We start from the raw sequence: 26,998 nt of genomic DNA, 5'->3' as shown, positions 1-26,998 counted from the left end.
GGCGTGCAGCGCGTTGGCGCGGTCGGCGTGCGCCTCCAGCGTGGCCAGCGCCGCCGTCAGCGCGCGCGGCGACGCGGCGAAGTCGCGCACGGCCAGCGCCACCTCGGCCTCGGCGATCACGCAGCGGGCGCGCGACAGTTCTTCATGCGAGCCGAAACCGCGCGCGGCCCGCCGCAGCAGTTCACGCGCACGGCCATGCTCGCCCAGCTGGGCCATGGCGATGCCGCGCAAGGCCAGCGCGGGCGGATCGTCGCGCAGGGCGACGCGTTTGAGGGCGCCGAGCGCATCGCCGGCAGCAAGGGCGCGCGCGGAGGCGGCGATCAGGGAATCCATGGCGGCAGCGCGCGGAAAGGCGCTACAAGCCCAGCGCCTTGCGGATCTGTGCCGACACGATGGTCCACGACGGCGAGCTGGCCGCCACCTCATCGTAATGGCTGCCGCCGGGCAGCACGATCACCTCGGCGTGGTCGCCGGCCGCGTGGGCGCGGCGCGCATAATCCTGGCCGGCGCGCAGCGGCGAGATGGTATCGAACTCGCCGTGTATCAGCACCGTGCGCACGCCGGTCGGCAGCAGTTCGGCCGGCGACGTGTCGGAGAAAATGTCCGGCCGCGCCGCGCTGGCGGTGCCGGCCAGTTGCGCCATGTCGCGGTCGCAGCTGATCTTGATCAGCGACTGTTCGTTGCGCAGATCGGCCAGTCCGCCCAGGCTGATGACGGTCGGCACCGGCAGCGGATCGGCCACATACAAGGGACTGCTGCGCGGCAGGCGCGCACGCGCCGCCGCCCACTGCGCCAGATGGCCGCCGGCCGAATGCCCGACCAGCACGATGCGCGACAAGTCCAGACGACGCTCCGGCGCCAGCACCCGCAAGCGGTCCAGCGCCGTGGCGACATCGTGGTACATGCCGGGATAACCGCCGCCCTCCTCGTCGAAGCGGCGATACTCGACGTTCCAGACCGCGATGCCCTGCTGCTGCAAGGCCCCTGCCATATTGTGCATCTGCGTGATGCCGCCGAATTCCTTGGTCCAGCAGCCTCCATGGACGATCACCGCCACCGGGAACGGACCGTCGCCGGGCGGCTGGAACAATTCCGCGAACTGCGAAGGCGCCGGGCCGTAAGCCACATGCTGCGTCGGCGCCGGGCCGCTCAGCGCCAGATAATCCTGCAAAGTCATGGGTGCGGCACCCGCCGCTCCCACGTTGCCGGCGACGGCAGCCGCCAGCAGAGTCCTTCCCATTTTGTTCAACATGCGTGCGCTCCCATAGACGATCCCGTCATGCTACACGCAAAAATGAAAACAGGGCCTTGCGGCCCTGTGCTGTACTACGATGAGTGCTCCTCAGTTCAATACTTCTTCTTGAACTTGTCCTTGGCGGCGCCCGGCGCCGGTTTTTTAGGCGGCGTCGATTTGCCGGACTCCGGCGGCATGCGCTCGGCATGGCTGATCTTCAGCTGCGCGCCGCCGACCCACACTTTGCCCAGGTGCTTGAACAGCTCGGGCGGCATCCCGTCCGGCAGTTCCAGCATGCTGTAGGTGTCGAAGATTTCGATGCGGCCGATATGCTTGGCTTCCAGGCCCGCCTCGTTGGCGATGGCGCCGACGATGTTGGACGGCGTGGCCGCGTGGTTGCTGCCCACTTCAATGCGGAAGGCGCTCATCGGCAGGGCGATCTTGCCCGGCTTTTCCTTTTTCTTCTTCGGCGCTGCGTCATCCAGCTCGGCCGACTCCACGCGCGCGGCCTTGGCCAGCGGCGACGAAGCCGGTGCGGCGGCCGGCGCGCGCGCCGGTACCGGACGGGCTGCGGCCGGCGCAGGCGCTGCGGCTGGCGCGCTGTCGCCGTTATCGCGGCTGATGCGCAGCTGCTGGCCCGCGACCTTGATGCTGGCCAGATGATCGAGCACGTCGCCGGTCAGGTTGTCCGGCATATCGAGCACGCTGTAGTCGTCGTAGATTTCGATGCGGCCGATGTGCTTGGAGTCGATGCCGCCTTCGTTGGCGATGGCGCCGACGATATTGCCCGGCTTGACGCCGTGCTGGTAGCCCACTTCAATGCGGAAGGTCTGCATGCCGGGATCGGCGGCGCGCACGATGCGTTCCTTTTTCGGGAAACGCTCGCTGCGGTCCGGACGGTCGCCGCCGCGGTCGAAGCGTTCGGCGCGGTCGCCACGGTCGTTGCGTTCGAAGCCGACTTGACGGCCCGGGCGCTCGTCCCAGGTCGCGGCAGCCACCTGATGCTTTTTATCGAGCAGCAGCGGCACATCGCCGCGCGCCATCTTGGCCAGCGCGGCGGCGATCTCGATCGCCGGGATATTCTGTTCGCGCTCGAAGTCCTCGATCAGCGACTGGAACTGTTCCAGCTCGCCCTGGGCCAGGGTTTCGCTGATCTGCGACTTGAACTTGGCGATGCGGACGTCGTTGACGGCCTGGATGGTCGGCAGTTCCAGCATGCCGATCGGCTGGCGGGTGGCGCGTTCGATCGATTTGAGCAGGTTCTTTTCACGCGGGGTGATGAACAGGATCGCCTCGCCGCTGCGGCCTGCGCGGCCGGTGCGGCCGATGCGATGGGTGTAGCTTTCCGGATCGTGCGGCACGTCGTAGTTGACCACGTGGCTGATGCGCTCCACGTCCAGGCCGCGCGCGGCGACGTCGGTCGCCACCAGGATGTCGATCTTGCCGTCCTTGAGCTGCTGGATGGTGCGTTCGCGCTGCGCCTGCTGGATGTCGCCGTTGATGGCGGCGGCCGAGAAGCCGCGCGCTTGCAGCTTCTGCGCCAGTTCCTCGGTACCGAGCTTGGTGCGCGAGAAGATGATCATGCCGTCGAAGTTCTCGGCTTCCAGGATGCGGGTCAGCGCGTCCAGCTTGTGCATGCCGGACACCAGCCAGTAGCGCTGGCGGATGTTTTCATTGGTGCCGGTTTTGGCGGCGACCGTGATTTCCTTCGGATTGCGCAGGTAGGTGTTGGCGATGCGGCGGATGGCCGACGGCATGGTGGCCGAGAACAGCGCGGTCTGGCGCGACTCCGGGGTCTCCTGCAGGATGCGTTCGACGTCGTCGATAAAGCCCATGCGCAGCATCTCGTCGGCTTCGTCCAGCACCAGCGTTTTCAGCTTGGACAGGTCGAGCGAACCCTTGTCCAGGTGATCGATGACGCGGCCCGGGGTGCCGACGACGACGTGCACGCCGCGGCGCAGGGCCGACAGCTGCGGGCCGTAGCTTTGGCCGCCGTAGATCGGCAGCACGTGGAAGCCTGGGATATGCGTAGCGTAGGTCTGGAAAGCTTCGGCGACCTGGATCGCCAGTTCGCGCGTCGGCGCCAGCACCAGCGCCTGCGGCGTGGTCTGTTTGATATCGAGGCGCGACAGGATAGGCAGCGCGAAGGCTGCGGTCTTACCCGTACCTGTTTGCGCCTGGCCCAGGACGTCCTGGTTATCCAGCAGCGACGGGATGGTCGCGGCCTGGATAGGCGAAGGCGACTCGTAACCGACTTCTTTCAGCACTTTAATCAGGGGTGCGCTGAGGTTCAGATCGGTAAAAAGGGTAATGGGGGATGTTGGGGTTTCAGACATGGCGTCACTCACAAGTATGTTCGAATCGCCTAATTGCGAAAGAAATTTGTGCGTAGTTTACTCTCTATCGACACCTTGAGCCGGTTTTTGGGCAAAAACGGTGATTTGCAGTCAAAAGCGCGACGTTCCCTTCAGGATATGTAAAGGGTACTAGCCCCGCCATAGATGTTGCATTCCAAACAAAAAAGACAGGCCTAAGCCTGTCTTTTTCCTTGCGCCGCCCAGGGCGGAGGTCCGGGGCGGCACGTCCTGCGCTAGCGGATGCGGATTACTTGCTGGCCGCTGGAGCCGATGCTGCCGGCGCCGGGGTCGAAGCTGTCGGTGCGCTGGCGGCTTTGGCGGCTTTGACTTTCTTGTGATGCGCCTTCTTGGCCGGTGCGCTGGCTGCAGGTGCCGATGCGGCGGCGGTTGCGGAAGCCGAAGCAACTGGAGCTTGAGCGAATGCGGCGCCTGCGAACAGGGTGGCGATCAGGGTAGCGATTACTTTTTTCATGATGTTATTCCTTGAATTGGTTTATATAGTTTATTTAATTACTTTCTTGCGGCTACTTTGGTGTCTGCTTTGGTGTCTACTTTCGCATCGGCGACTGGCGCTGCGACTTTGGATTCTTTGGCCTTGTGATGGACTTTGGTTTTGCCGGCGGTCTTCGTTTCAGCTTTAGCTTCGGCCTTCACTTCAGGCTTGGCTTCGGCTTTGACTTCGGCGGTTTTTACTTCAGCTTTCGCTTCGGTCTTCACCACGGCTGGCTTGGCGGCTGGTGCGGTGGTGGCGGCGACTGGCGCTTGTGCGAATGCTGCGGTTGCGAACAGGCCGGCGATCAGGGAAGCGATAATTTTGGTCATGATGTATTTCCTCTTTCTAGGTTTCGGCATCGGGACTATCCCGTGTCGCATGAGCAAAAAACGGCGCAGCCTCCCCATCAGTTGACGACCATTACAACCTCTTACCGACTCTTACACTCGCTTACAACTCGCCCTGCGACCAAGCCCGGCACCATGAAATAAAAAATGCCGCCCAGTGTGAACTGGGCGGCATTCCGGCCGAGGCCTTGCTGCGTTCCGCGCTAGCGGATGCGAATTACTTGCTGGCTGCTGGAGCCGATGCAGCCGGCGCCGGGGTCGAAGCTGCCGGTGCGCTGGCGGCTTTAACTGCCTTGGCTTTCTTGTGATGCGCCTTCTTGGCCGGTGCGCTGGCTGCTGGTGCCGATGCGGCTGCCATCGGTGCCGATGCGGCGGCGGTTGCGGAAGCCGATGCGGCTGGAGCTTGAGCGAATGCAGCGCCTGCGAACAGGGTGGCGATCAGGGTAGCGATTACTTTTTTCATGATGTTATTCCTTGAATTGGTTTATATAGTTTATTTAATTACTTGCTTGCGACTACTTTGGTGTCTGCTTTGGTGTCTGCTTTGGTGTCTGCTTTGGTGTCTGCTTTGGTGTCTGCTTTGGTGTCTGCTTTCGCATCGGCGACTGGCGCTGCGACTTTGGATTCTTTGGCCTTGTGATGGGCTTTGGTTTTGCCGGCGGTCTTCGTTTCAGCTTTGGCTTCGGCCTTCACTTCAGGCTTGGCTTCGGCTTTGACTTCGGCGGTTTTTACTTCAGCTTTCGCTTCGGTTTTCACCACGGCCGTCTTGGCGGCTGGAGCGGTGGTGGCGGCGACTGGCGCTTGTGCGAATGCTGCGGTTGCGAACAGGCCGGCGATCAGGGAAGCGATAATTTTGGTCATGATGTATTTCCTCTTTCTAGGTTTCGGCATCGGGACTATCCCGTGTCGCATGAGCAAAAAACGGCGCAGCCTCCCCATCAGTTGACGACCATTACAACCTCTTACCGACTCTTACACTCGCTTACAACTCGCCGAAAACCGACTCAATGCGGCTTCACGTCATCCTTCAGCGCCGCCAGCGCAATGCGCTCCACCAGCCCCGGCGCGATCAGCTTCATCCAGCGCCCCAGCTTGCCCTTGGCCGACATCACTACCTCGCGCCGGCGGGCCTGCATGCCATCGACGATCAGCCGCGCACACTCCTCCACCGTCATCGCCTTGTCCTCTTTCAGGCCGCTGCTGCCCAGCGCCCCGCCGGCCGCGTTGTAGCCGCGATAGCGTATCTGCGTCGCCACCACGCCCGGATACGCGATCGTCACGCTCACCCCGGCCGCCTTCAACTCCGCGCGCAAGGCCTCAAAGAAGCCGCTCATGGCGAACTTGGTGGCGCCGTAGGCCGTACGCCCCGGCACACCGACCAGCCCCGCCAGCGACGACACAGCGACAATGCTGCCGCGCGACTGCTTCAGATAAGGCAGCGCCGCATGCGTGCACCACACGCTGCCCCACAGGTTAATCTTCATCAGCTCCTCATACCAAGCCAGGTCCGCGACCTCCTCGAACAGCGCATGCGCCGAACGCCCGGCGTTGTTAATCAGCGCATCGACGCGACCGAAGCGCGCCACGCAGGCCGCCACCAGCGCCGTGCACTGCGCCTGCTGCGACACATCGGTCGGCACGACCAGTGTCTGCGCGCCCGCCGCCGCACACTGCGCGGCCACCTGCTCCAGCATCGCGGCATTGCGCGCCGCCAGCACCAGCGCCACGCCGCCCCGATGGCTGCGCGCCAGCTGGCGCGCGATCTCGGCGCCGATACCGTCCGAACTCCCGGTGATGATGATGACTTTCATGGCTCTTCCTTATTTTGGCAAGTACAGTAAGATAGCCCGCTTCTGCACCGAATCACACATCACGGAGTAAATATGCGTCTTCAAGCACTAGCAATCGCCGCCGGCCTGGGCCTGGCTTCCCTGCCCGCCGCCGCCCAGCAGGCCCCGGTCGTGACGGAGGCGCCGCTGCGCGCCCACCTGTCCTTCCTGGCCGACGACCTGTTCGAAGGCCGCGGCACGGGCCAGCGCGGCGGCGATCTGGCGGTGCGCTATCTGGAGACGCAGGCCGCCATCATCGGCCTCAAGCCGCTGGCCGGCGGCGGCTACCGCATGCCGGTCAAGATCGAAGGCACACGCCTGCTGGACAAGAGCTTCGTGCGCTTCGACGCCGGCGGCAAGAGCGTCACGCCGAAGAACGGCAGCGAGATCGTGTTCGGCACCGCCAGCGGCAAGGCCTCCGTCACCATCGACGCGCCGCTGGTGTTCGTCGGCTACGGCGCCATCGCGCCGGAAGAAAAATGGGATGACTACAAGGGCATCGACATGAAGGGCAAGGTGCTGGTCATGATGGTCAACGACCCGCAGCCCACCGCCGCCGAGCCTGACCGCTTCGCCGGCAAGGCCTATACCTACTACGGCCGCTGGCTGTACAAGTACGAAGAGGCGGTGCGCCAGGGCGCCGCCGGCGTGCTGCTGATCCACACCACGCCATCCGCCTCCTATCCGTGGAGCGTGCCCGCCAACGGCTTCAGTCACGAGCGCTTCCACCTCGCCGTGGCCGGCAATCCGGTCGAAGGCTGGCTGCAGGAAGACACCGCGCGCGCGCTGTTCGCCGCGGCCGGCTTCGATCTCGACACCCTGCGCGCCCAGGCCGAAACCCGCGAGTTCCGTCCGGTCGACCTGAAGACCCGCGTGCATGCCGAGGTGCACAGCGCCATCCGCCGCATCGAGCAGTTCAACGTGGCCGGCATCGTGCCCGGCGGCGACGCCAAACTGAAGGAACAGGCGGTGGTCTACTCGGCCCACTGGGACCACCTGGGCATGGACGAAGGCGTGCGCCGCGACGACCGCAGCGACCATATCTGGAACGGCGCCATCGACAACGCCTCCGGCGCCGCCGCCCTGCTGGCGATGGCGGCCGAAGCGGTCAAGCATCCGGCCAAGCGCACCCAGGTCTTCCTGTGGCCGGCCGCCGAGGAACAGGGCCTGCTGGGCAGCGCCGCCTACGTGCAGAACCCGGCCTGGCCGCTGGCGCAGACCACGGCCGACCTCAATCTGGACAGCATGAACTTCGTCGGCGCCACGCGCGACATCGGCGTCGCCGGGGCCGAGCGCAGCAGCCTGTATGAAGCGGCCGGCGAGGTCGCCCGCAAGATGGGCCTGAAGCTGGCGCCGGCCATCCCCGACCTGTCGGGCGCCTACTTCCGCGCCGACCACTTCAACTTCGCCAAGGCCGGCGTGCCGGCGTTTAACGTCGGCTCGGCGGTGTTCTCCGGCGACGGCCACTTCGAGTTCGTCAAGGATCCGGCCAAGTCGGCCGCGCGCCTGGTCGCCTTCAAGCAGGACTACCACCAGGTCAGCGACGAGTACCACGCCGACTGGGATTTGTCGGGCATGGTGCAGCAGGCGCAGTTCACGCTCAACCTCGGCTACGCGGTCGGCAACGCGCCGGCCATGCAGCGCTGGAAGGACGGCGACGCCTTCGGCAAGGTCAAACGCTAAGCCGCAAAAAAAGGTAGGATGGCCGCTCCGTCCACCCACGCACAAGGAGCACCATGGAAACCAATAGCCACTGGATCGATATCGCCGCCGCTGACGGCGGCTTCGGCGCCTACGTCTCGCTGCCGCGCGGCGGCAAGGGGCCGGGCATCGTGCTGCTGCAGGAGATCTTCGGCGTCAACCAGCATATCCGCAACGTCGCCGACCAGTACGCGGCCGACGGCTACGTGGTGATCGCGCCGGACCTGTTCTGGCGCCACGGCGCCCGCATCGAACTCGCCTACGACGACGCCGGCTGGAAGCGCGCCGTCGAGCTGATGAACGCCACCGACTTCGCGCTGGCGCAATCGGACATCGCCGCCACCGTCAAGGCGCTGCGCGCGCTGGACGGCGTGGAGGGCAAGGTGGCCTCGCTCGGCTTCTGCTTCGGCGGCCGCCTGTCCTACCACACGGCCGCCAACGGCCTGGTGGACGCGGCGGTGTGCTACTACGGCGGCGGCATCCACAACGCGCTCGATCGCGCCGGGCAGATCACCGTGCCGATGCTGATGCACTTCGGCGGCGCCGACAGCCACATCCCGCCGGCCGCCGTGCAAAGCATCGCCGAGCGCTTCGGCGACAACGAGCAGGTCGAGATCCACGTCTACCCGGGCGCCGAGCACGGCTTCAACTGCAACCACCGCGCCTCCTACCAGCAGCGCGCCGCCGCCCAGGCGCACGGCAACACGCTGCTGTTCCTCGGCGAGCAGCTCTAGGCGCTTGCAGCCGTCGTCGCCACGCCACGCACGCGGCGCAGGCGGCGCAGCTGCAGCGTCACGCCGATCAGATACAACAGCAGCAGCACGCCGGTGGCCGCCTTCAGCTCGGGCGCCTCGGCGTCCGCCAGCAGCGGGTGGCCGAGCGGCAGCCGGGTGCTGGTCTCGGTGACGGCCGGGATCATGTGGAACAGGAAGGTGATCGAATACGCGCACACCGCCACCGCCGCCGAGCGCGCGCCGAAGCGGCCCTGCCCGGCCCACCAGGCCAGGCCCAGCGTCAGCAGCGTGATGATGCCCAGCGCATGCGGTTTGCCGAAGCCGCCGTGGGCGAAGATGCCGAAGCCGGTCAAACAGGTCAGCACGGTGGTGGCGATATACACCTTGCCGACCGTGTTGGCCGGTTCGATGCCGCGGTCGCGGATGAAGGCGATCAGGCCGGCGGCCACGGCGACCAGGCTGATCAGGGTATGAATGACGCCGAGCTGGGTGAGACCATACATGGGATGTCCTTTCAAAGTTGGCACTTAGTTAGTACTTAGTTGCCACTCTGATAGTACGCGCTATCGCCGGCGCGGTCCTATCCCGAAAGGGGCAGGCGCCGGCTGCGCTAGAATACGGGGATCGATACAGAGGTGAGCACATGGCCCGTTTGAAACTGGACTTCCCGGAAGACCAATACTACTTTTCCACCCAGCTGACGGTGCGCGTGACCGACATCAACGGCGCCAACCATCTGGGCAACGACTCGATGATCTCGATGATCTCCGAGGCGCGCGCCCGCTTCCTGTTCGAGTTCGGCGTGCAGGAAACCGGCAGCGACGGCGTCGGCATCATCGTCACCGACCTCGCCACCACCTACCGCGCCGAAGCCCACGCGCGCGACCAGCTGCTGTTCGAGATCGGCGTGATGGACTTCAACCAGTACGGCGGCGACATCACCTTCCGCATCACCCGCCCCAAGGACGCCACGCTGGTGGCGATGGCCAAGTCGGGCTTCGTCTTCTTCAACTACAAAACCAGCCAGGTGACGCCGATGGCGCCCGAATTCCTGGCCAAGTTCCCCAAGGTCAACCGCCTCGACTGACGCCCGACGGCGCTCAGCGCGCCGCCACCTGCGGCACGATGGTTTTCTTGAACCAGTCGTCCAGCATCTGCTTCTCGTAGCGCAGCGTATCGCTGTCGCTGTAGCGGCTGATGCCCTGCATGTAGTTCATATTCGACAGCTGCTCGTCGCCGCTGCGCAGCACCTTGCCGTCCTGCTCCAGCGTGTAGCGCAGATGCATGCGCGGCCAGTCGGCGCCGTTGTTGAGGATGCGGATATCCTCGCCGCCCGAACGGCGCGGCCACAGGCGGCCCGCCATGTCGATGTCCAGCACCTCGATCTTCAGGTTCTGGCCGGCCGGCAGCCTGGCGTTGAGCGTGGCGAAATAATCGCTGAAATCCTTCAGCACGCGTTCGCGGTCGATGGCGTTGCGCGGCACGTCGGCGAATTCCTCCGGCTTGACGTAGCTGACGGTCACGTCGGCCCAGGCGGCGCTGGCCAGCAGCGCCAGCATGGCGGCCAGCAGCGGCCGGGCGTAGGGTTTGCTCATGGTTCGCATTTGCTGCTCCTTCACGGTTCGAACTTTCAATATAGACCTTTTCACCGCACCAGGCCCGCCCTGAATAAGTTTGTTACGAAACTTACTTTAACGCTTTGTCACGCCCCTGTCATAACAAATCCTTAATATTGCGCCCGTCGAGGTGAAGCCACCACCTCGCATGATGCCGCGCCCGGCGCAGGCACATGGAATGGCCATAACAACCAACAGGATTTACCATGACCGAGTCCCTCGATCTGTCCCGCCGCAGCATCCTTAAAATGTTGTCCAGCGCGCCGCTGCTGCCGCTGACCGCCGGCGGCGCCGCCGCCACCCTGCTGTCGGCCTGCGGCGGCGGCGACACCGCCGCGGCCGCGCCGCAGCTGCTGTCCGTGACCTTCTCCGGCATGAGCGCGCCTACCCTGGCCGACGCCGCCAAGATGGCCACCACCACCGTCGCCTCGACGCTGAACTTCACCTACTCCGACGGCAAGACCCAGCCGTACGCGCTGTCGTACCAGACCTTCTTCATCACCGGCGCCACCGTCCCCAACCAGGCCGGCGGCAGCATCCTGGCCGGCGGCTACTTCGACATCAACAACCAGCCCATCGTCGACAAGACCGACGCCGGCCAGCGCCAGTTCTTCTCGGACTGTCCGGACGGCACCTCGCTGCTCAAGCTGGCCGCGCCGACCGTGTCCGGCATCAAGGGCAACGCCGTGTTCGCCGTGGTGCAGTTCGAATACGCGACCCGCAACGTCAAGGGCGATTCGATGTACGGCATGCTGCCGTCGCCGATCGCCGTGCTGACGCTGGACCAGGACAAGACCACCGGCGCGCTGACCCTGGTGAAGTACCACAACGTCAACACCAGCCCGGTCAACGGCCTGTGGATCACCTGCGGCGCCAGCCGTTCGCCATGGAATACCCACCTGTCGAGCGAAGAGTACGAGCCGGACGCGACCACCATCGCCAGCAACAGCCAGTTCGCCGCCTTCAGCACCAACCTGTACGGCGACGCCACCAAGGCCAATCCTTACCACTACGGCCACATGCCGGAAATCACCGTCAACCCGGACGGCAGCGGCAGCATCAAGAAGCACTACTGCATGGGCCGCATCTCGCACGAGCTGGTGCAGGTCATGCCCGATGAGCGCACCGCGCTGATGGGCGACGACGCCACCAACGGCGGCCTGTTCATGTTCGTCGCCGACAAGGCGCAAGACCTGTCCTCCGGCACGCTGTACGTGGCCAAATGGACCCAGAAGACCGCCGAAAACGGCGGTTCGGCCACGCTGTCGTGGATCAAGCTGGGCAGCGCCACCAGCGCCGAGATCAAGGCCCTGGCCGACACGCTGAAGGCGGCCGACATCCTCAGCGTCAAGACCAGCGACCCGGCCGACGCCAGCTACACCAAGATCCCGTTCAGCGGCAAGAGCAACTGGATCAAGATCGTGCCGGGCAAGGAAAAAGCCGCGGCCTTCCTGGAAACCCACCGCTACGCCGCGTTCAAGGGCGGCAGCCTGGGCTTCACCAAGATGGAAGGCACGACCGTCAACGCCAAGGACAAGATCGCCTACAGCGCGATGAGCTACATCAACGGCGCCATGAAAGATGGTTCCGGCGGCATCAAGATCCAGGGTCCGAGCGCCGGCATCGTCTACGCGCTGAACCTGAAGGCCGGCCAGGTGGACGACACCGGCGCCGCCATCAACAGCGAATGGGTGCCGGTCGACATGGCCGCCGTGCCGGCGCTGGTCGGCGAAGACCTGGCCAAGCCGGACGAGCTGGGCAACCTGGCCAATCCGGACAAGATCGCCAATCCGGACAACATCAAGTTCTCGGAAAAACTGCGCACGCTGTTCATCGGCGAAGATAGCGGCATGCACGTCAACAACTTCCTGTGGGCCTACAACGTCGACACCAAGGCGCTGACGCGCGTGCTGTCGACCCCGGCCGGCGCCGAGTCGACCGGCCTGCACGCGGTGGACGACATGAACGGCTTCGCCTACATCATGAGCAACTTCCAGCATCCGGGCGACTGGGATTCGGCGCTGCACGGCAAGGTGCAGACCACGCTGGACCCGCTGATCCGCGCCAACTACCGCGACCGCTTCGGCGCCGCCGTCGGCTACCTGACCGGCCTGCCGACGCTGAGCTAAGCTGAGCTAAGTCTTAAAGTTTCCCCCAGCTGTCCCGGCCCGCAACGAGCGTCAAGCTCCTTGCGGGCTTTTTCCATGGCGCGGCAGTGCCGCGTCCAGCGCCGGCTTGCCGTTGCGGGCCAGGTACTGGGCGCCGAACAGGCTCAGGTGATTGATGTCGGCGTACAGGATGTGCTCGCCGTCCAGGGTCTTGCAAACCTTGCCGGGACACAGCACCGGGAAGGGATCGAACACCGCCACCCGGTGCTGCGCCAGCAGCGGCAGCATGCGGCTGCGGTAGCCGCCGTCGTTGTCGGTGGCGATCTCGGTCGGCACGTCGCACAGCCGCTTGTGGGTCAGCGTGATCGGCCGCGCGATACACGAGCGCGGCTTGCTGCCGGTCGGCGGCGCCAGCAGCACCACCACCTGCAGGCCGCGCGCCTGGTACTGCGCCACGCTGCGGGCGAACGCCTGGTCGAAGGAGGCGGCGGTCTCGACCTGCGGCCCCAGCTCCTGGCGGTCGACATAAGCCGGCCAGTGTCCCGCCAGGATCACGGTGCGCAGCGACGGCGTGCGTTGCAGATAGCCGGCCACGGCCTGGCTGAAGGCGCGGCAGTCCGGCCGCCCGTAGTCGGCCAGCACCGGACAGCCGCCCATGCCGATCTGCACGAAGCGCCGCTCGCCCTCGTCGCGCACATGCTCGGCCAGCATCGGCGCGTAGGCGTTCGAGAAGCTGTCGCCGATCAGCAGGGTATCGGGCGGCAGCGCGCCGGCGTTGCCGGCGTTGCACCAGCCGCCGTCGAAGCCCGCGCCCAGCATGGGCCGGCAGCTTTGCTTGTACGGATAGTCAAAACGGTTGAGGCTGTTGCGCAGCTGCGCCGTCTGCACCCCCGTCCGTCCCAGTTCAATCGGATGCAGACCGAGGCCGGCCAGGCAGGCCAGCGCCACGCCCAGCAGCACCGTCTTGCGCGCGCCGTGGCCGCCGTAGCGCAGCGGCTGCTCCACCAGGCGCCAGGTCAGCCAGGCCAGCACGAAGCTCAGGATCACCGCCGCATTGCGTTCGCCGATCGGCAATTCGTCGAGGATGCGCGCAAACGCCAGCAGCGGCCAGTGCCACAGGTACAGCGGATAACTGATCTTGCCGATCCAGCGCAGCGGCCGGCTGCCGAGCAGGTGGCGGTTGATCCAGGCCTGCGGTCCGGCCATGATCAGCAGCACGCCGCCCAGCACCGGCAGCAGCGCCCACCAGCCGGGGAAGGCCTGCGCCTTGCTCAGGCCGACGGCGCTGCCGAGCAGCAGCGCCAGGCCGGCAAGCGCGCACAGGTTGCCGCCCAGCGCAGCGCGGCGCGGCGCCGGCGCCCATCCCGCGCGCCGCTGCGCCTGCGCCAGCAGCGCGCCGGCCAGCAATTCCCACAGCCGCGTCTGCGGCAGGAAAAAGGTGCGGGCCGGATGGTCGTCGACGCCGGCCACGTTCAGCCCGAACGACAGCAGCGCCAGCCCGCCGACCACGGCGGCCAGGTTCCAGCCGCGCCGCCAGACGGCCCAGACCAGCACCGGAAACAGCAGGTAGAACTGTTCCTCGACGGCCAGCGACCACAGATGCATCAGCGGCTTGAGCTCGGAGGCGTTGTCGAAATAGCCGGACTCCCGATACAGCACCAGGTTTTGCACGAAACCGGCGCTGGCCGCGGTATGGCGCGCCAGCTGGGCGAATTCGTCGTCCAGCAGCGCCGCCGCGCCCAGGCCGTAGCACGCCGCCAGCACCAGCACCAGGGCCGGGAAGATGCGCCGCACGCGGTGGCTGTAAAAGCTGGCGAAGCTGAACGCGCCCTGCTGCAGGCCGTGGTAAATGATGTGGGAAATCAGATAGCCTGAAATGACAAAGAAAACATCGACGCCGACAAAGCCGCCGCGCAACTTGTCGGGAAAGGCGTGATAGAACACCACCGCCAGCACCGCCAGGGCGCGCAGCCCGTCGATGTCCGGGCGGTAAGGCAGGGAGGCGGGGGCGGGAGGGGCGGTGGAAATGACAGACATCGAAGGGAATTGCGAGTTAGCAAGTTTCTATTTTACATTTATTTACACCGGCCCCTTCCATGGCGGGCGGCGTCTGTCACACGCCGGTAAAAATATTTTACGCAGAGATAGCAATATTGCCAAAAACGAAGTATTGTTTCGGCTGCACATAAGCATTACAGAAAACCAACACTGCGCCGCCGCAGGCGGGCGCGACGTACAATCAGGCGTGTGGAGATGGACCGGAGTGTTGTGCAAAGCAACAGGAATTTTTGTTGCCTGTTGTTAATAGCAGTGGGTAAGACTACAATCGAAAAAACCATTCAGTAGTGCCATTTTGCGGAACTCGTCCTTATGTCTTTTTTGTCTGCTGCCTCGCCTAAGCTAGCGCCTTGGAAAGTCCTGTTGGTCGACGATGAACCGGACATCCACGACATCACGAAACTGACACTGAACCGCTTCCGCCTCGACGGCCGCGCCCTCAGTTTCGTGCACGCCTACAGCGGCGCCGAAGCCAAGGAAGTGCTGGCGCGCGAGGCCGACATCGCGCTGGTGTTCCTCGACGTGGTGATGGAAAAGGAAGACAGCGGCCTGGAAGTGGCGCGCTGGATGCGCGAAGACCTCGACAACCAGTTCACCCGCATCGTGCTGCGCACCGGCCAGCCCGGCCAGGCCCCCGAAGAGCGCGTGATCGTCAACTACGACATCAACGACTACAAGGAAAAGACCGAGCTCGACCGCACCAAGCTGTTCACCACCACCTTCGCCGCGCTGCGCGCCTACCGCGACATCATGAAGGTCGAGGAAGCCCGCCGCCAGCAGCTGAACTACCGCGAAGGCCTGGAGCGCGTGATCGCCGCCTCGGCCCACATCTTCCAGCAACGCAACCTGAAAGACTTCGCCAACGGCCTGCTGCAGCAAGTGGTGGCGCTGCTGCGCCTGGAACACAGCATGCTGCTGCGCCTGCGCGGCGCCACCGCCATCAGCGGCGAGAACGATTACGAAATCCTGGCCCAGATCGGCGACGAGGACGGCACCCTGCTCAGCGCCGACGTGCTGGCCCAGCTCGACGCCGCCAAGAGCAACAAGATCTCGCGCGTCGAAGGCGACACCTACATCGGTTACTTCCCCAACAGCAGCGGCAAGGCGTCGCTGCTGATCCTCAAGGGCGTGGAGGAAATCTCCGAGATCGACACCAAGCTGCTGGAAGTGTTTTGCTCCGGCGTCGCCATCGCCTTCGACAACATCCTCTTGACCCAGGAAATCACCGACACCCAGGCCGAGCTGATCCTGCGCCTCGGCGACGTGGTCGAATCGCGCTCCAACGAGGCGGGCAACCACGTGCGCCGCATGTCCGAAGTGTGCCACCTGCTGGCCCAGGCTTCCGGCATGCCGGACGACGAGACGGCCGTGCTGCGCCACGCCGCGCCGATGCACGACATCGGCAAGATCGCCACGCCGGACGCGGTGCTGCTCAAGCCGGGCAAGCTCGACGCGGCCGAATGGGAAATCATGAAGCAGCACCCGACCGTGGGCCTGTCCATCCTCGACGGCTCGCAGCGCCCGATCCTGAAGGCGGCCGCCGTGATCGCCCACCAGCACCACGAAAAATTCGACGGCAGCGGCTACCCGCAAGGCTTGAAGGGCCACGACATCCACCTGTACGCGCGCATCGTCGCCGTGGCCGACGTGTTCGACGCGCTGATGCACAAGCGCTGCTACAAGGAAGCGTGGCCGATCGACAAGGTGGTCGAGCATCTGCGCGAAGTGGCCGGCCATCACCTCGACCCGGTCTACGTCGATCTGTTGTGCCAAAACATCGACAAGGCGGTCGCCATCAACGAACGCTTCCCCGACTGAGCCCCGCATAAGCATATTAGCAATGGGTCTTTGTTAAAGTGAATTCCTTGCCCGTAAGATCGTAGTCCGGTCCACGCAAGGAATTCACGATGCCACGCAGCCAGTCCCCGCACGCCCTCCCCCATTTGCCTTTGCGCCGCAGCGTGCTCGCCTGCGCGCTGCTGCTGGCCGCGCTGCCCGAAGTGCGGGCGCAGCAGGCGCCGGCCAGCGACGCCGCCATCGACCAGGTCACCGTGGTCGGCTCGCGCGCGCGCAACCGCACCGTGTTCGACAGCGCCGTGCCGATCGACCGCTTCGGCCAGCGCGAAGTCGAGAACGCGGCGGCCAGCGGCGAACTGGGCGCGGCCCTGCAAAACCTGGCGCCATCGATCAACTTCCCGCGCATCGAATCGAGCGGCGCCTCGGACTCGGTGCGCGGCATCCAGCTGCGCGGGCTGGCGCCGGACCAGGTGCTGGTGCTCATCAACGGCAAGCGCCGCCACACCAGCGCCGTGCTCGACACCGAGAGCAGCTTCGCCGGCACGGTGCCGGTCGACGTCAACGCCATCCCGCCGGGCGCCATCGACCACATTGAAATCCTGCGCGACGGCGCCGGCGCCCAGTACGGCAGCGACGCCGTGGCCGGCGTCATCAACATCGTGCTCAAAAGCGCGCGCAGCGGCGGCTCGGCCTCGGTCAGCTACGGCGCCAACCACACCGACTTCAAGCCCACCAACGAGACCAAGACCGACGGCCAGACCAAAATCGCCAACGCCGACTACGGCGTGCCGCTGGGCGACGCCGGCTTCCTGCGCTTCGGCGCCGAGACGCGCAGCCGTTCGCCGACCCAGCGCGCCGGCTTCAGCGACGCCGGCTGGACGTCGTGGAACTCGACCCCGGCCGACCTGGCGCTGGACGGCAAGGTGGTGTTCAAGTCCGGCGACTCGCAGCAGAACAACCACTACCTGTTCTACAACGCGCTGCTGCCGCTGGCCAACGGCGTCGACGCCTACTCGTTCGCCACCGTCAACCAGCGCAAGTCCGATGGCAGCGCCTACTTCCGCTATCCGGGCGATCCGTCCAACGTGGCGGCGCTGTACCCGTCCGGCTACCGTCCCGTGACCCAGGGCGACATGACCGACACCAGCATCGTGGCCGGCGCCCGTTTCGCGGTAGCCGGCTGGAACGCCGACCTGAGCGCGCGCCACGGCGGCAACCTGTTCCGTTACGACGTGAGCAACTCGGCCAACGCCTCGCTGGGCGCGCAGAGCCCGACCAGCTTCCACCTGGCCACCTTCGACTTCCGCCAGAACGCGCTCAACGCCGACCTCACGCGCGAGCTCGACCTGGGCCTGGGCAGCCCCGTCAACCTGGCGCTGGGCGCCGAGTTCATGCACGAGACTTACCGCAGCTCGCCGGGCGACGCGGCTTCCTACGCGGCCGGCCCCATCGTCGACGCGCCGCCGGGCGCGCAGGCCGGCCCCGGCTTGCGGCCGCAGGATGCGTTCGACGGCGGCCGTTCGATCCGCTCGGTGTACGCCGACCTCGAAAGCGACCTCACCAGCCGCCTGCTGCTGGGCGCTGCCGCGCGCTATTCGGACTACAGCGATTTCGGCAGCGCCAGCACCGGCAAGCTGTCCGCGCGCTACAAGCTCAGCGACACCTTCCTGCTGCGCGGCTCGCTGTCCAACAGCTTCCGCGCGCCGGCGCTGGTGCAGACCGGCTTCCGCTTCTCCACGCTCAACTTCAACAGCGACGGCAGCGGCTTGCAGACCGCCTCGCTGCTGCCGGCCAGCGACGCGCTGGCGCGCAGCTTCGGCGCCGAAGCGCTGAAGCCGGAGAAATCGACCAATCTGTCGCTGGGCCTGGCGTGGCGTCCGCAGCGCAACACCAGCGTCACGCTGGACGCCTACCGCATCAAGATCCGCGACCGCATCACCCGCAGCAGCGACCTGCAAAGCGACGCCGCCACCGCCTACCTGGCCTCGATCGGCCGCAGCGACATCCAGTCGGTGGCCTACCTGGCCAACCTGCTCGACACCAGCACCACCGGCCTGGACGCCGTGCTGAACCACGACCTGTCCTTCGCCGGCGGCAAGCTGGACCTGAACGCCGCGCTCAACCTGAACAAGACCCGCCTGGACAAGGTGCGCCAGGGTTCGGCCGCGCTGGCCAAGATCGATCCATCGCTGACGCTGCTGACCGACACCAGCCTGTTCCGCATCCGCAACGCCTCGCCGAACAGCAAGCTGGTGCTGACCGCCGACTGGCAGGCCGCCCGCTGGAGCCTGCTGGCGCGCGCCACCCGCTTCGGCGCGCTGAAGGATTTCTCGTATGACCAGGAAGCGCCGGTGGTCGACGGCGTCCATGCGCAATCGTTCGGCGCCGTGTGGTCGGTGGACCTGGAAGCGCAGGTCAAGCTGACGAAACAGCTGACGCTGGCCGTCGGCGGCGACAACATCCTCGACCGCTATCCGGAGCGCGTGCGCCAGACCAACAACGCCACCTACGGCGGCGCGCTGCCGTACAACTTCATCAACCCGATCGGCGTCAACGGCGCATATTTCTACGGCCGCTTGCGCTACACATTCTAAGAAGGATTCCATGAAGCTCACCCGCATCTCCCACCTGTTCGCCGCCGTCTGCATGAGCACGCTGATGGCCGCGCAAGCCCACGCCAGCAATGCCCTGGTGCTGCTGACCGACTTCGGCACCTCCGACGGTGCCGTCTCCGCCATGCACGGCGTGGCCTTCGGCGTCGATCCGAAACTGAACGTCTCCGACCTGACCCACAACATTCCCGACTACGACATCTGGCTGGGCGCCTATCGCCTGTACCAGACCGCCAACTACTGGCCGCAGGGCAGCGTGTTCGTCGCCGTGGTCGATCCGGGCGTGGGCACGGCCCGCAAGTCGGTGGTGCTGAAGACCAAAGAGGGCCGCTACTTCGTCGGCCCCGACAACGGCCTGTTCACGCTGATCGCCGAGCGCGACGGCGTGGCCGAGCTGCGCGAGATCGACGAGAAGGTCAACCGTCTGGCCGGTTCCGGCGAGTCCTACACCTTCCACGGCCGCGACGTCTACGCCTATGTCGGCGCGCGGCTGGCGTCCGGTGCGATCAGCTTCGAGCAGGTCGGCCCGGTGCTGCCTGGCGAATCGGTGGTGAAGATCCCTTACCAAAAGGCGGTCCGCGACGGCAAGGTGGTGCGCGGCATCATCCCCGTGCTGGACATCAAGTACGGCAACGTCTGGACCAATATCCCGAAAGCGCTGTTCGACGAGCTGGGCATCGGCGTGCACGACCGCGTGCAGGTCCGCATCCTGCACAAGGGCAAGCAGGTTGACAAGGTGGTGGCGCCGTTCGAGCACACCTTCGGCGGCGTCGCGCAGGGCAAGCCGCTGGTCTACCTGAACAGCCTGCTGGACGTGGCGGTCGCCGTCAGCCAGGGCAACTACGCCAAGCAGCACCACATCGATTCCGGCGTGGACTGGGAAGTGGAGATCAGCAAGGCCGGCGCGAAATAAGCCATTCCGCCGGGCGCGCAGTTGAGTTACTATCCTGGCAACTCAACTACGCGCCGGCGCCGTTCATGACCTTCAACATCAAGTTTAGTCTCAGCATTCTGCCGCTGGCGTTCGCGGCCTCCGCAGCCTCCGCAACCGACTGGAGCGAAGTCGCCCAGGCCGACATGAAGTTCGCCATCGACGCCGTGCGCAGCAGCCATGCCGGCGCCGTCAGCGGCCAGATCGACGTCACCGCACCACTGGAAGCCGGCAGCCGCGCCGGCATGATCGAAGCTGCCAACGCCAAAACCGAGCAAGACTACCGCCGTGCACTGGTGCGCTTCATCAACGGCTTCGGCGATCCGCACACCGGCATCCAGCTGCGCCTGCCGACGCTCGCGTGGACCGGCGTGGTGCTCGACCACATCGATGGCGGCTACCGCGTCATCTGGTCCGAGCCGAACTGGCCGCAACCGCTGCCGCCGCGTGGCGCCATCGTGCAAAGCTGCGACGGCGTCTGGATCGGCACCTACCTGAAAAGCAATGTCGCCCCGTTCAGCAACCACAGCCTCGAATACGCGACCACGCCGAGCGAGCTGGCCCGCAAGTCCATGTTCGACATCGGACTGGGCTGGACGCCGCAGCGCTGCACCTTCCAGCTAAGCGGCGGCGTCGTGCGCGACTACGCGCTGCCGCTGCGCGCCATCGAGGACGGCATCGGCAAGGCCCGCCTGAGCGAAGTGCAACAACGCTACACCGCCCAGGCCGGCGCAGTCGGCCTGACGCCGCTGGCGGCGGACATGCAATGGGTGGCCATGCCGAACTTCAATGGCGGCATTTCCGCCGACGCCTACGCAAAACTCTACCAGCAGCTGGCAGCGCACAAGCACGCCGGCTGGGTCGTGTTCGACCTGCGCGGCAATGGCGGCGGCGACTCCAGCTGGGGCAACCGCGCGCTGCAGGCGCTGTACGGCGAGGCCTATGGCGAGCAGCTGGGCCGCACTTCGTCCCACACCAAATCCCAGATCGCCTCGTCGGCCGCGATCGCCCTGCTCCAGCGCTACGCCAGCCTGCCGCAGTTCGCCGCCGCCAAGCCCATGCTCGACGATTCCATCGCCAAGATGAAGGCCGCGCAGGAACGCGGCGAGCCGATGGCGCGCGTGGAGGACATGTCGAAGCAAGAGGCCGATGCATTGGCGGCGGCGGTGCGCAAGCGTCCAGCGGGTCCGCGCATCGCCGCCGTGATCGACCGTGGCTGCTTCAGCTCCTGCATGAATTTCCTGCAGCAGATCAGCGCCATCGCCGACACCGTGGTGCTGGGCGAGCCGACCATAGGCTATTCGCCGTACGGCGAGATCGGCCCGTACAAGCTCCCCAGCGGCAATGGCGTCATCACCCTGCCGTCAGCCATCTTCGCCGGCGCGCAGGCCACGCGCGAGCCCTTCGTGCCATCGCGCCGCTACCACGGCGACATGGCCGACGAGGCAGCGCTGAAAGCCTGGGTGAAAACGACGCTGACCGCCATCAAGCCGGCGGCCCGCTAGCCGCAATGGGCTAGTAGGCAACGTCTTCCAACCTGTAGCGGAATTTTCGCCGCTCCGGCAAATCCCAGCCGGGTTCGCAGTCCTTGTTGCACAGTGGCGCAACAGTTGGCGGTGGCAGCACCGAAGCGGGCAACGCTGTTGACGCGACAGCAGGCACGGGCGCTGTCGCCGGTGGCGCCTTCGAGGTGGCGGCCAGTTCGTCGCGCAGTCTGCACGCAATTTTGAAGGTCTTGTCGCCCGGGCGACGTATGAATAAATCCTGCCACGCATTGCGCGTCGAGCGCGCGAACGATTGCGCGAACTGGTTCGGCGACACAGCGCGGCCGTTGTGGATGATCTGGTCGCCCTCAACGCGCGCGTAGTTGTTTTCGCCATAGCTCCACGATTTCAGGATTGTGCCTTCGGGCAGGAACAGCGTTTTCCATTGATAGCCGTGCAGGCCGGCGGGATCTGCGCCGGGCGCGAATCTGGCTGAGTCTTCCAGCCAGCATTTGAGCGCTTGCGTCATGGCTTCCGAAATGTCTTGCGAGCCGCCACGGCGGCGCAGCTTTTCGATCAGCTGGAGCAGGGTGTCGGTGGGCACCTGCACGGTCATTGTGGTATTCATCCTATTTTCTCCCCTATTTTCTTCTGCTTTCCCCAATTTAGACCGGGAGTCGCGGAGATAGTTCATTCGATGGAAAAATAGGGGAAAGCAGGGACGGGAATAGGGGGTTTTCTACAAGGAGCGGCACCACCTACCCCATGTACATACTCCCACCTGATTGCGCGCCCAGCGCGGCGCCTTACTTGCGCTTCACCTTGGGGAAGCGCAGCTTGTAGTGCAGGCCCATGCCCGGCGCGCTGGCCACCTTGATGGTGCCGCCCAGCGCGCCCGTCACCAGGTTGTACAGGATGTGCGCGCCCAGGCCGCTGCCGCCCGAGCCGCGCTTGGTGGTGAAGAAAGGATCGAACAGCTGCGCCAAGGTGCTGGTGTCCATGCCGGCGCCATCGTCGCTGTATTCGAAGTCGACGAAATCGCCGTCGACCTTGCCGCTGATCTTGATCTTGCCGGCCTGCCCCTCCTCGAAGCCGTGCACCAGCGAGTTGACCACCATATTGGTGACGATCTGCGACACCGCGCCCGGGAAGCTGGCCATGTTGATGTGCTCGTCGCAAGCGATCTCGACCGCGATCGGCTTGCCCTTCAGCTTGGGCTGCAGCGACAGCAGCACCTCGTCCAGGTATTTGCGCAGGTTGAAGCTGCGGATATCGTCGGACGACTGGTCCACCGCCACCTGCTTGAAGCTGCGCACCAGCGCCGCCGCGCGCTGCGTGTTGGTGGTCATGATGCGCAGCGACTGGTCGATGATGTCGAAGAACTGGTTCAAGCCGTCCTCGTCCAGCGTGCCGGCGGCCAGGTCTTCGCGCGTCAGCTTGAGCTCTTCCACCAGATGGCTGGTGGCCGTCACGCAAATGCCCAGCGGCGTGTTGATCTCGTGCGCCACGCCGGCCACCAGCCGGCCCAGCGAGGCCAGCTTCTCTTGCCGCACCAGCTCGCCCTGCGCATCCTTGAGCGAGGTCAGCGCGTTTTCCAGCGCGGCGTTCTGCTCTTCCAGCGTTTCCTTGGCGCGGCGGATTTCGCGGTCGGCCTGCATGCGCGCGATCGCCACCGCCACATGGCTGGCCATGAAGGCCAGGATGTCGAGGTCGGCCTGGGTGTAGACCACCGAGTCGTCATAGCTCTGCACGATGATGACGCCATACGCCACATCGCCCAGCAGCATCGGCGCCCCCATCCAGCTGGAGATGTCGACATTGCCCAGCGGGTGCTCCATCTCGCCGCTGTCGACCAGCGCGGTGTAGCCGGCGCGGTCCAGCAGCATGGCCTGCTTGCGCTGCAATACGTACGACGACATGCCGAGGCCGAAGTCGAAGCGCTTGACCGGCGCCTGCTCGTCCTTCTCGTCGACAAAATACGGGATGCTGATTTCCTTGGTGTCCGGGTGGTACAGCGCCATCAGGAAATTCTGCGCCGGCACCAGCTCGCTGATGATCTGGTGCAGCCGCTGGTTCAGGCGGCTGCCGCCGGTGGCCGTGGCCGACAGATTGGCCAGCTCGTACAGCGCGCGCTGGATGTTCTCGGCGCGGCGGCGCTCGGCCACCTCGTGCGACAGCTGGGCAGTGCGCTCCTGCACCGCGCGCTCCAGCCGGTCCATGCTCTGCAGGTGCTGCAGCGCGCTCGACACATGGTTGGCGATCAGCCCGAACAGCGCCTGGTCTTCCTCGTTGAAGGTGTGCTGCTTGTCGTAGCTCTGGATGACGATGGCGCCCAGCGCCTGGTGGTTCTGGTCCAGCAGCGGGCAGCCCATCCAGTGTTCGGCGATGGTGCCGATGCCGAAGCCGGCGTTGGCTTCGCGCCGCGACTGGTGCTCGGCCGCCGTCATCACCATGCGCTCGCGGCTGGCGATCACGGTGGCGGTCGGCGACTCGCCCTCGACCAGCTCGAACAATTCGTCGCGGCTGGGCGGATCGTCGACCTCGTCGACGAAATACACGAAGCGCACCTGGTTGACAGGACCGTCGCGGTCGCTCAAGGCCACGAAGAAGTTGGCCGCGTACATGATGCGCCCCAGCGCCGCGTGCACGGCCTGCAGGAACTCGCTGATATCGGTGCAGCTGCTCGACTTCTGCCCGATTTCGAGCAACATCGTTTGAACGGCTTCCAGGCGGGTGAGGCGACTTTCCATCGATTTTCCTATAGTGAGGTAATGCGCATAGGAAATACTAGCAGGTCCCGCCCGGCCCGGCCACAGAAACAAAAACAGCCAGGCCGCGGAAGCGGCCTGGCTGTCACGGTCAAGCGGGAAGACGCTTACGCTGCGTCGTCTTGCTTAGCCTTGCGACGTGCGGCGACGGCGCCGACCAGCGCCAGGCCGCCCAGCATCATGCCGTAGGTCGCCGGTTCCGGCACGGCCGACACGGTGGCGCCGGCCGAGTACACGCCGGCAGCCTTCGACATCACGGTACCGCTGATCTGCAGGAAGTAGCTGCCTGCGGCCAGAGGGGCCGTGGCCAGGGTCCAGACGTCGATGTCGCCGGTCGATACCTGGGTGCCCTTGAGCACCAGGCCGTCCGCGTTGAACAGGCCCAGGCTGGTGATGTCCAGGCCGTTCTTGGCGTTACCCGAGAACGAAGACAGATCCGAGGTCAGGATGCTGTTGCCGGTCAGGGTAAAGGTGTAACGGTCGGAGAAGGTGTTGCCGGCGTTATTGCCGGTGATGAAGTGGCCGAAGAAATCGGAACCGGAGCTCAGATCGAGCGCGGCGGACGGATTGCTGATGTCGGCAGCCATGGCGCTTTGCGACAGAAAGGCGGCACTGCCTAGCACGAAAGCACCAGCCAAGGCTTTGAGTTTAGTCATAAGGATCTCCTAAAAAAAAGAGATCAAAATGTAGCAGCCTCGTCAATTTTAACAGGCCCCGCACAATTGAAAGTTACATTCGCTTACACCTTTACTTAATGAAATCTTAATTCCAGTAAAGAACAAATGTCGCAAGAAACTATGGTTTTCGATAGCCACTGTCTATCCAGGCCGAGGCGCTGGTCACGCTCAGCTTGAAGGTCGGGGCGACCCGCACCTGGGCCAGCTCCTCGCCGTACGGGTCGAAGGCGGTCAGGGTGGCGTAGGCGTCGTCCTCGTCCGGCACGATGTCCAGGTTGACCTTGATCTGGCCGTCGTCGGTGCTGACGAACACATTCTTGTGCAGCTGCGCGTGCAACTGCTGCTCGTGGCGGCGTATCACTTCGTTGGCGGTCTTGACCAGCGTATTGAAGGCGTTGACGTCCAGCGGCTTGGGATTCTTCTTGTCGCGGCCCATGGTCCACGGACCGACCAGCGCCGGTTCCGGCTCGCCATCCTTGATCATCGCCACCGCCCAGCCCTCGTCGTCATCGTTCTTGATGACGCGCGCGGTCCAGCCGTTCCCCTGCCATACGCGCGCCTCCTGGATCGGGGCGTCGTCGTCCTGCTGCTCGTCGGTATCGGGGTAGTCTGCGCTCATGCTGATGGCTCGTGCTGAAAGTTGGCTGGGGTGAAATGATAAGCGGCCCGCCCCGTAACAACAATAGAAAGTCAGCAATGGTGCAAAAACTCTGGCCGCCCGGCTGTGTATTAAACACAACGGCAATTGTGTTTTTGACATCCACGGCATACCCCGCCCCGGCCACGGGCTTGGCGGCCCGTTTCCAGCTCCGGCGTAACAAATCCCGGCGGAAATTCACAAAAACCGATGAAACTCTCTAAATCTCACCAAGCATTGGCAAGGGAACATGACTATTATCAATCTTGAATCACCAGTTTCCAGTAGTTAATAAAAGTGAAAGTCCGGTTTCAACAACTAGCGACCTCTCAACAAGGAACGTCCAAAATGTCTATCTCCAAAACCCTGCTGGCCATCGGTCTGGCAGGCGCAGCTTTCAGCGCCAACGCCGGTGTCATCTACAACGCCTCGGCCGGCCCCACTTCCGGTGTCGGCGGCGTCACCACCAACACCTTCGACGACGGCCTGCTGCCGATCGGTTTCGCCACCTACGATCAGCTGGGCGCGCTGATCCCTTCGCCAGGCAATCCCGGCTATGCGGCCCAGCCGCCGGGCGACCCGACCGCCTTCTTCTCGGTCGGCATCAGCAACGGCCAGCCTTCGTCGTCCAGCGTCACCTTCGGCGGCAACGGCGTGGACTATTTCGGCTACTACATGGGTTCGCCCGACGACTACAACATCGTGACCATGTACAGCGGTAACACGATGGTGCTGCAGATCAATGGCATCGCGATGGCGGGCGCCGCCAGCCTGATGGCCAACGGCAATCAGGCGGTCGGCTTCTACATGAACTTCTTCACCACCGCCGGCACGCACATCACCAAGGTCACGTTCTCGGCCAACCAGAACGCCTTCGAATCGGACAACCATTCCTACATCGCCGCCGTCCCCGAACCGGAGACCTACGCCATGCTGTTGACCGGCCTCGGCCTGCTGGGCTTCGCCAGCCGCCGCGAGCGCGACCAGGCCACGCCACGCTTTTACTGAAAAGGGATGGACATGAAAGCACTGCTTCCCAAAATAGCGGCCGTCGCCATGTTCGCCATGTCCGGTGTCGCATCGGCGAGCGCCCCGCTGGCCGCCTGCAGCGTGACCGATATCTACTTCGAGATTCCGGGCGTGACGGTCTCGAAATGCTACGGCTATGTCGCGGGCAACCTGATCAACAATTCACCGGCCGACACGCTGACGGTCAAAAACATCCTGGCGACGCAATTCGCCTTCCCCGGCCAGACCGGCGCGCCGATCGAGTCGATCAACGTCGCCGCGAATCCGTCGACCCACGTCACGACCTACGACTTCAACCACCTGCTGACCGGCAATGTCATCGTCGGCCTGCACTTCGGCAACGGCAACGGCGGTCCGGGCAACGGCACGGCGTTTTACCAGTTCAACGGCGGCAGCGGCATCGACAAGTTCTTCACCCAGCTGCAGGCCAGCTCGAACGCCGGCCTGTACAAGCTGAGCGTGTACACCATGCCGCCGGTGCCGGAACCGGAAACCTACGCCATGATGCTGGCGGGACTGGGCTTGCTGGGCATCGGCGCCCGCCGCTACGCCCGCCGCTGAACACCGCAGCCAGCACAAAAGCCCG

The 26,998-nt window shown here is 64.9% G+C and carries 25 protein-coding genes and 1 pseudogene; 11 read left to right on the top strand and 15 right to left on the bottom strand.

Going from position 1 to position 26,998, the window contains the following annotated elements; all coding sequences use genetic code 11:
• From GEV02_RS31530 to GEV02_RS31495, 8 genes and pseudogenes are all read right to left on the bottom strand, one after another.
• A pseudogene (locus tag GEV02_RS31530) lies at positions 1 to 333 on the bottom strand (helix-turn-helix domain-containing protein); the annotation flags it as partial.
• 22 nt (positions 334 to 355) lie between these two features.
• Positions 356 to 1,252 (bottom strand): alpha/beta hydrolase, encoded by an 897-nt coding sequence (locus tag GEV02_RS31525; RefSeq protein WP_152841751.1) that lies wholly within the window; start codon positions 1,250 to 1,252, stop codon positions 356 to 358.
• Positions 1,253 to 1,347: 95 nt separating this feature from the next.
• Positions 1,348 to 3,570 (bottom strand): DEAD/DEAH box helicase, encoded by a 2,223-nt coding sequence (locus tag GEV02_RS31520; protein ID WP_152841750.1) that lies wholly within the window; start codon positions 3,568 to 3,570, stop codon positions 1,348 to 1,350.
• A 268-nt stretch (positions 3,571 to 3,838) separates the two neighbouring features.
• On the bottom strand, positions 3,839 to 4,063 hold the full coding sequence (locus tag GEV02_RS31515) for a hypothetical protein (RefSeq protein WP_152841749.1): 225 nt from the start codon (positions 4,061 to 4,063) through the stop codon (positions 3,839 to 3,841).
• A gap of 38 nt (positions 4,064 to 4,101) precedes the next feature.
• Positions 4,102 to 4,413 (bottom strand): hypothetical protein, encoded by a 312-nt coding sequence (locus GEV02_RS31510; protein ID WP_152841748.1) that lies wholly within the window; start codon positions 4,411 to 4,413, stop codon positions 4,102 to 4,104.
• A 235-nt stretch (positions 4,414 to 4,648) separates the two neighbouring features.
• Positions 4,649 to 4,894, bottom strand: coding sequence for a hypothetical protein (locus GEV02_RS31505; protein ID WP_152841747.1), 246 nt, complete (start codon positions 4,892 to 4,894; stop codon positions 4,649 to 4,651).
• A gap of 38 nt (positions 4,895 to 4,932) precedes the next feature.
• On the bottom strand, positions 4,933 to 5,292 hold the full coding sequence (locus GEV02_RS31500; protein ID WP_152841746.1) for a hypothetical protein: 360 nt from the start codon (positions 5,290 to 5,292) through the stop codon (positions 4,933 to 4,935).
• A 143-nt stretch (positions 5,293 to 5,435) separates the two neighbouring features.
• A complete protein-coding gene (locus GEV02_RS31495; RefSeq protein ID WP_152841745.1) occupies positions 5,436 to 6,242 on the bottom strand; it encodes an SDR family oxidoreductase in 807 nt (268 codons plus the stop codon).
• Between the two features lie 72 nt (positions 6,243 to 6,314).
• Between GEV02_RS31495 and GEV02_RS31490 the strand changes: the two genes are divergently transcribed.
• Positions 6,315 to 7,943 (top strand): M28 family peptidase, encoded by a 1,629-nt coding sequence (locus tag GEV02_RS31490; RefSeq protein WP_152841744.1) that lies wholly within the window; start codon positions 6,315 to 6,317, stop codon positions 7,941 to 7,943.
• Between the two features lie 53 nt (positions 7,944 to 7,996).
• Positions 7,997 to 8,695: a dienelactone hydrolase family protein gene (locus GEV02_RS31485; RefSeq protein ID WP_152841743.1), complete on the top strand. Its 699-nt coding sequence runs from the start codon at positions 7,997 to 7,999 to the stop codon at positions 8,693 to 8,695.
• Here the strand turns inward: GEV02_RS31485 and GEV02_RS31480 are convergent.
• Entirely contained in the window at positions 8,692 to 9,198 is a 507-nt protein-coding gene (locus GEV02_RS31480; protein WP_152841742.1) for a DUF2306 domain-containing protein, read from the bottom strand. The genes GEV02_RS31485 and GEV02_RS31480 overlap by 4 nt on opposite strands.
• 140 nt (positions 9,199 to 9,338) lie before the next feature.
• Between GEV02_RS31480 and GEV02_RS31475 the strand changes: the two genes are divergently transcribed.
• Positions 9,339 to 9,782: a thioesterase family protein gene (locus GEV02_RS31475; RefSeq protein ID WP_152841741.1), complete on the top strand. Its 444-nt coding sequence runs from the start codon at positions 9,339 to 9,341 to the stop codon at positions 9,780 to 9,782.
• Between the two features lie 13 nt (positions 9,783 to 9,795).
• On the opposite strand, the gene GEV02_RS31470 is transcribed toward GEV02_RS31475, so the two are convergent.
• Positions 9,796 to 10,299 carry a DUF3016 domain-containing protein gene (locus tag GEV02_RS31470; protein WP_152841740.1) on the bottom strand — a complete coding sequence of 168 codons (504 nt, stop codon included), beginning with the start codon at positions 10,297 to 10,299 and terminating at the stop codon, positions 9,796 to 9,798.
• A gap of 218 nt (positions 10,300 to 10,517) precedes the next feature.
• Between GEV02_RS31470 and GEV02_RS31465 the strand changes: the two genes are divergently transcribed.
• Entirely contained in the window at positions 10,518 to 12,440 is a 1,923-nt protein-coding gene (locus tag GEV02_RS31465) for a PhoX family protein (RefSeq protein ID WP_152841739.1), read from the top strand.
• A gap of 51 nt (positions 12,441 to 12,491) precedes the next feature.
• On the opposite strand, the gene GEV02_RS31460 is transcribed toward GEV02_RS31465, so the two are convergent.
• Entirely contained in the window at positions 12,492 to 14,456 is a 1,965-nt protein-coding gene (locus GEV02_RS31460) for an acyltransferase family protein (RefSeq protein ID WP_152841738.1), read from the bottom strand.
• Here GEV02_RS31460 and GEV02_RS31455 point away from each other — a divergent pair.
• The 5 genes from GEV02_RS31455 to GEV02_RS31435 all read left to right on the top strand — a co-directional run bounded on the left by GEV02_RS31455 (position 14,446) and on the right by GEV02_RS31435 (position 21,322).
• Positions 14,446 to 14,724 carry a hypothetical protein gene (locus tag GEV02_RS31455; RefSeq protein WP_152841737.1) on the top strand — a complete coding sequence of 93 codons (279 nt, stop codon included), beginning with the start codon at positions 14,446 to 14,448 and terminating at the stop codon, positions 14,722 to 14,724. The genes GEV02_RS31460 and GEV02_RS31455 overlap by 11 nt on opposite strands.
• A 65-nt stretch (positions 14,725 to 14,789) precedes the next feature.
• Complete coding sequence (locus GEV02_RS31450; protein WP_152841736.1) at positions 14,790 to 16,295, top strand: DUF3369 domain-containing protein; 1,506 nt, start codon at positions 14,790 to 14,792, stop codon at positions 16,293 to 16,295.
• 89 nt (positions 16,296 to 16,384) lie between these two features.
• On the top strand, positions 16,385 to 18,868 hold the full coding sequence (locus tag GEV02_RS31445; RefSeq protein ID WP_152841735.1) for a TonB-dependent receptor plug domain-containing protein: 2,484 nt from the start codon (positions 16,385 to 16,387) through the stop codon (positions 18,866 to 18,868).
• A 10-nt stretch (positions 18,869 to 18,878) separates the two neighbouring features.
• The gene (locus GEV02_RS31440; RefSeq protein WP_152841734.1) at positions 18,879 to 19,799 is read left to right on the top strand and encodes an SAM hydrolase/SAM-dependent halogenase family protein; all 921 of its coding nucleotides are present in this window, start codon (positions 18,879 to 18,881) and stop codon (positions 19,797 to 19,799) included.
• 65 nt (positions 19,800 to 19,864) lie between these two features.
• On the top strand, positions 19,865 to 21,322 hold the full coding sequence (locus tag GEV02_RS31435; protein ID WP_152841733.1) for a S41 family peptidase: 1,458 nt from the start codon (positions 19,865 to 19,867) through the stop codon (positions 21,320 to 21,322).
• A gap of 10 nt (positions 21,323 to 21,332) precedes the next feature.
• Here GEV02_RS31435 and GEV02_RS31430 read toward each other — a convergent pair whose 3' ends face one another.
• The 4 genes from GEV02_RS31430 to GEV02_RS31415 all read right to left on the bottom strand — a co-directional run bounded on the left by GEV02_RS31430 (position 21,333) and on the right by GEV02_RS31415 (position 25,365).
• Complete coding sequence (locus tag GEV02_RS31430) at positions 21,333 to 21,917, bottom strand: hypothetical protein (RefSeq protein WP_152841732.1); 585 nt, start codon at positions 21,915 to 21,917, stop codon at positions 21,333 to 21,335.
• Positions 21,918 to 22,107: 190 nt separating this feature from the next.
• Complete coding sequence (locus tag GEV02_RS31425; RefSeq protein WP_152841731.1) at positions 22,108 to 24,051, bottom strand: GAF domain-containing sensor histidine kinase; 1,944 nt, start codon at positions 24,049 to 24,051, stop codon at positions 22,108 to 22,110.
• A gap of 125 nt (positions 24,052 to 24,176) precedes the next feature.
• A complete protein-coding gene (locus GEV02_RS31420) occupies positions 24,177 to 24,725 on the bottom strand; it encodes an FxDxF family PEP-CTERM protein (RefSeq protein ID WP_152841730.1) in 549 nt (182 codons plus the stop codon).
• A 139-nt stretch (positions 24,726 to 24,864) separates the two neighbouring features.
• Positions 24,865 to 25,365 carry a hypothetical protein gene (locus GEV02_RS31415; RefSeq protein WP_152841729.1) on the bottom strand — a complete coding sequence of 167 codons (501 nt, stop codon included), beginning with the start codon at positions 25,363 to 25,365 and terminating at the stop codon, positions 24,865 to 24,867.
• 366 nt (positions 25,366 to 25,731) lie between these two features.
• Here GEV02_RS31415 and GEV02_RS31410 point away from each other — a divergent pair, with 366 nt between their 5' ends.
• Both GEV02_RS31410 and GEV02_RS33515 read left to right on the top strand, forming a co-directional pair.
• Positions 25,732 to 26,391: an Npun_F0296 family exosortase-dependent surface protein gene (locus GEV02_RS31410; protein ID WP_152841728.1), complete on the top strand. Its 660-nt coding sequence runs from the start codon at positions 25,732 to 25,734 to the stop codon at positions 26,389 to 26,391.
• Between the two features lie 12 nt (positions 26,392 to 26,403).
• Complete coding sequence (locus tag GEV02_RS33515; RefSeq protein WP_235923093.1) at positions 26,404 to 26,973, top strand: PEP-CTERM sorting domain-containing protein; 570 nt, start codon at positions 26,404 to 26,406, stop codon at positions 26,971 to 26,973.
• Positions 26,974 to 26,998: the final 25 nt, after the last annotated feature.

This window comes from Rugamonas aquatica (genome assembly GCF_009380215.1).
Lineage (GTDB): Bacteria > Pseudomonadota > Gammaproteobacteria > Burkholderiales > Burkholderiaceae_D > Rugamonas > Rugamonas aquatica_B.
Note: the sequence above shows the minus strand (reverse complement) of the source record. Positions and strands in the feature narration are given on the sequence as shown.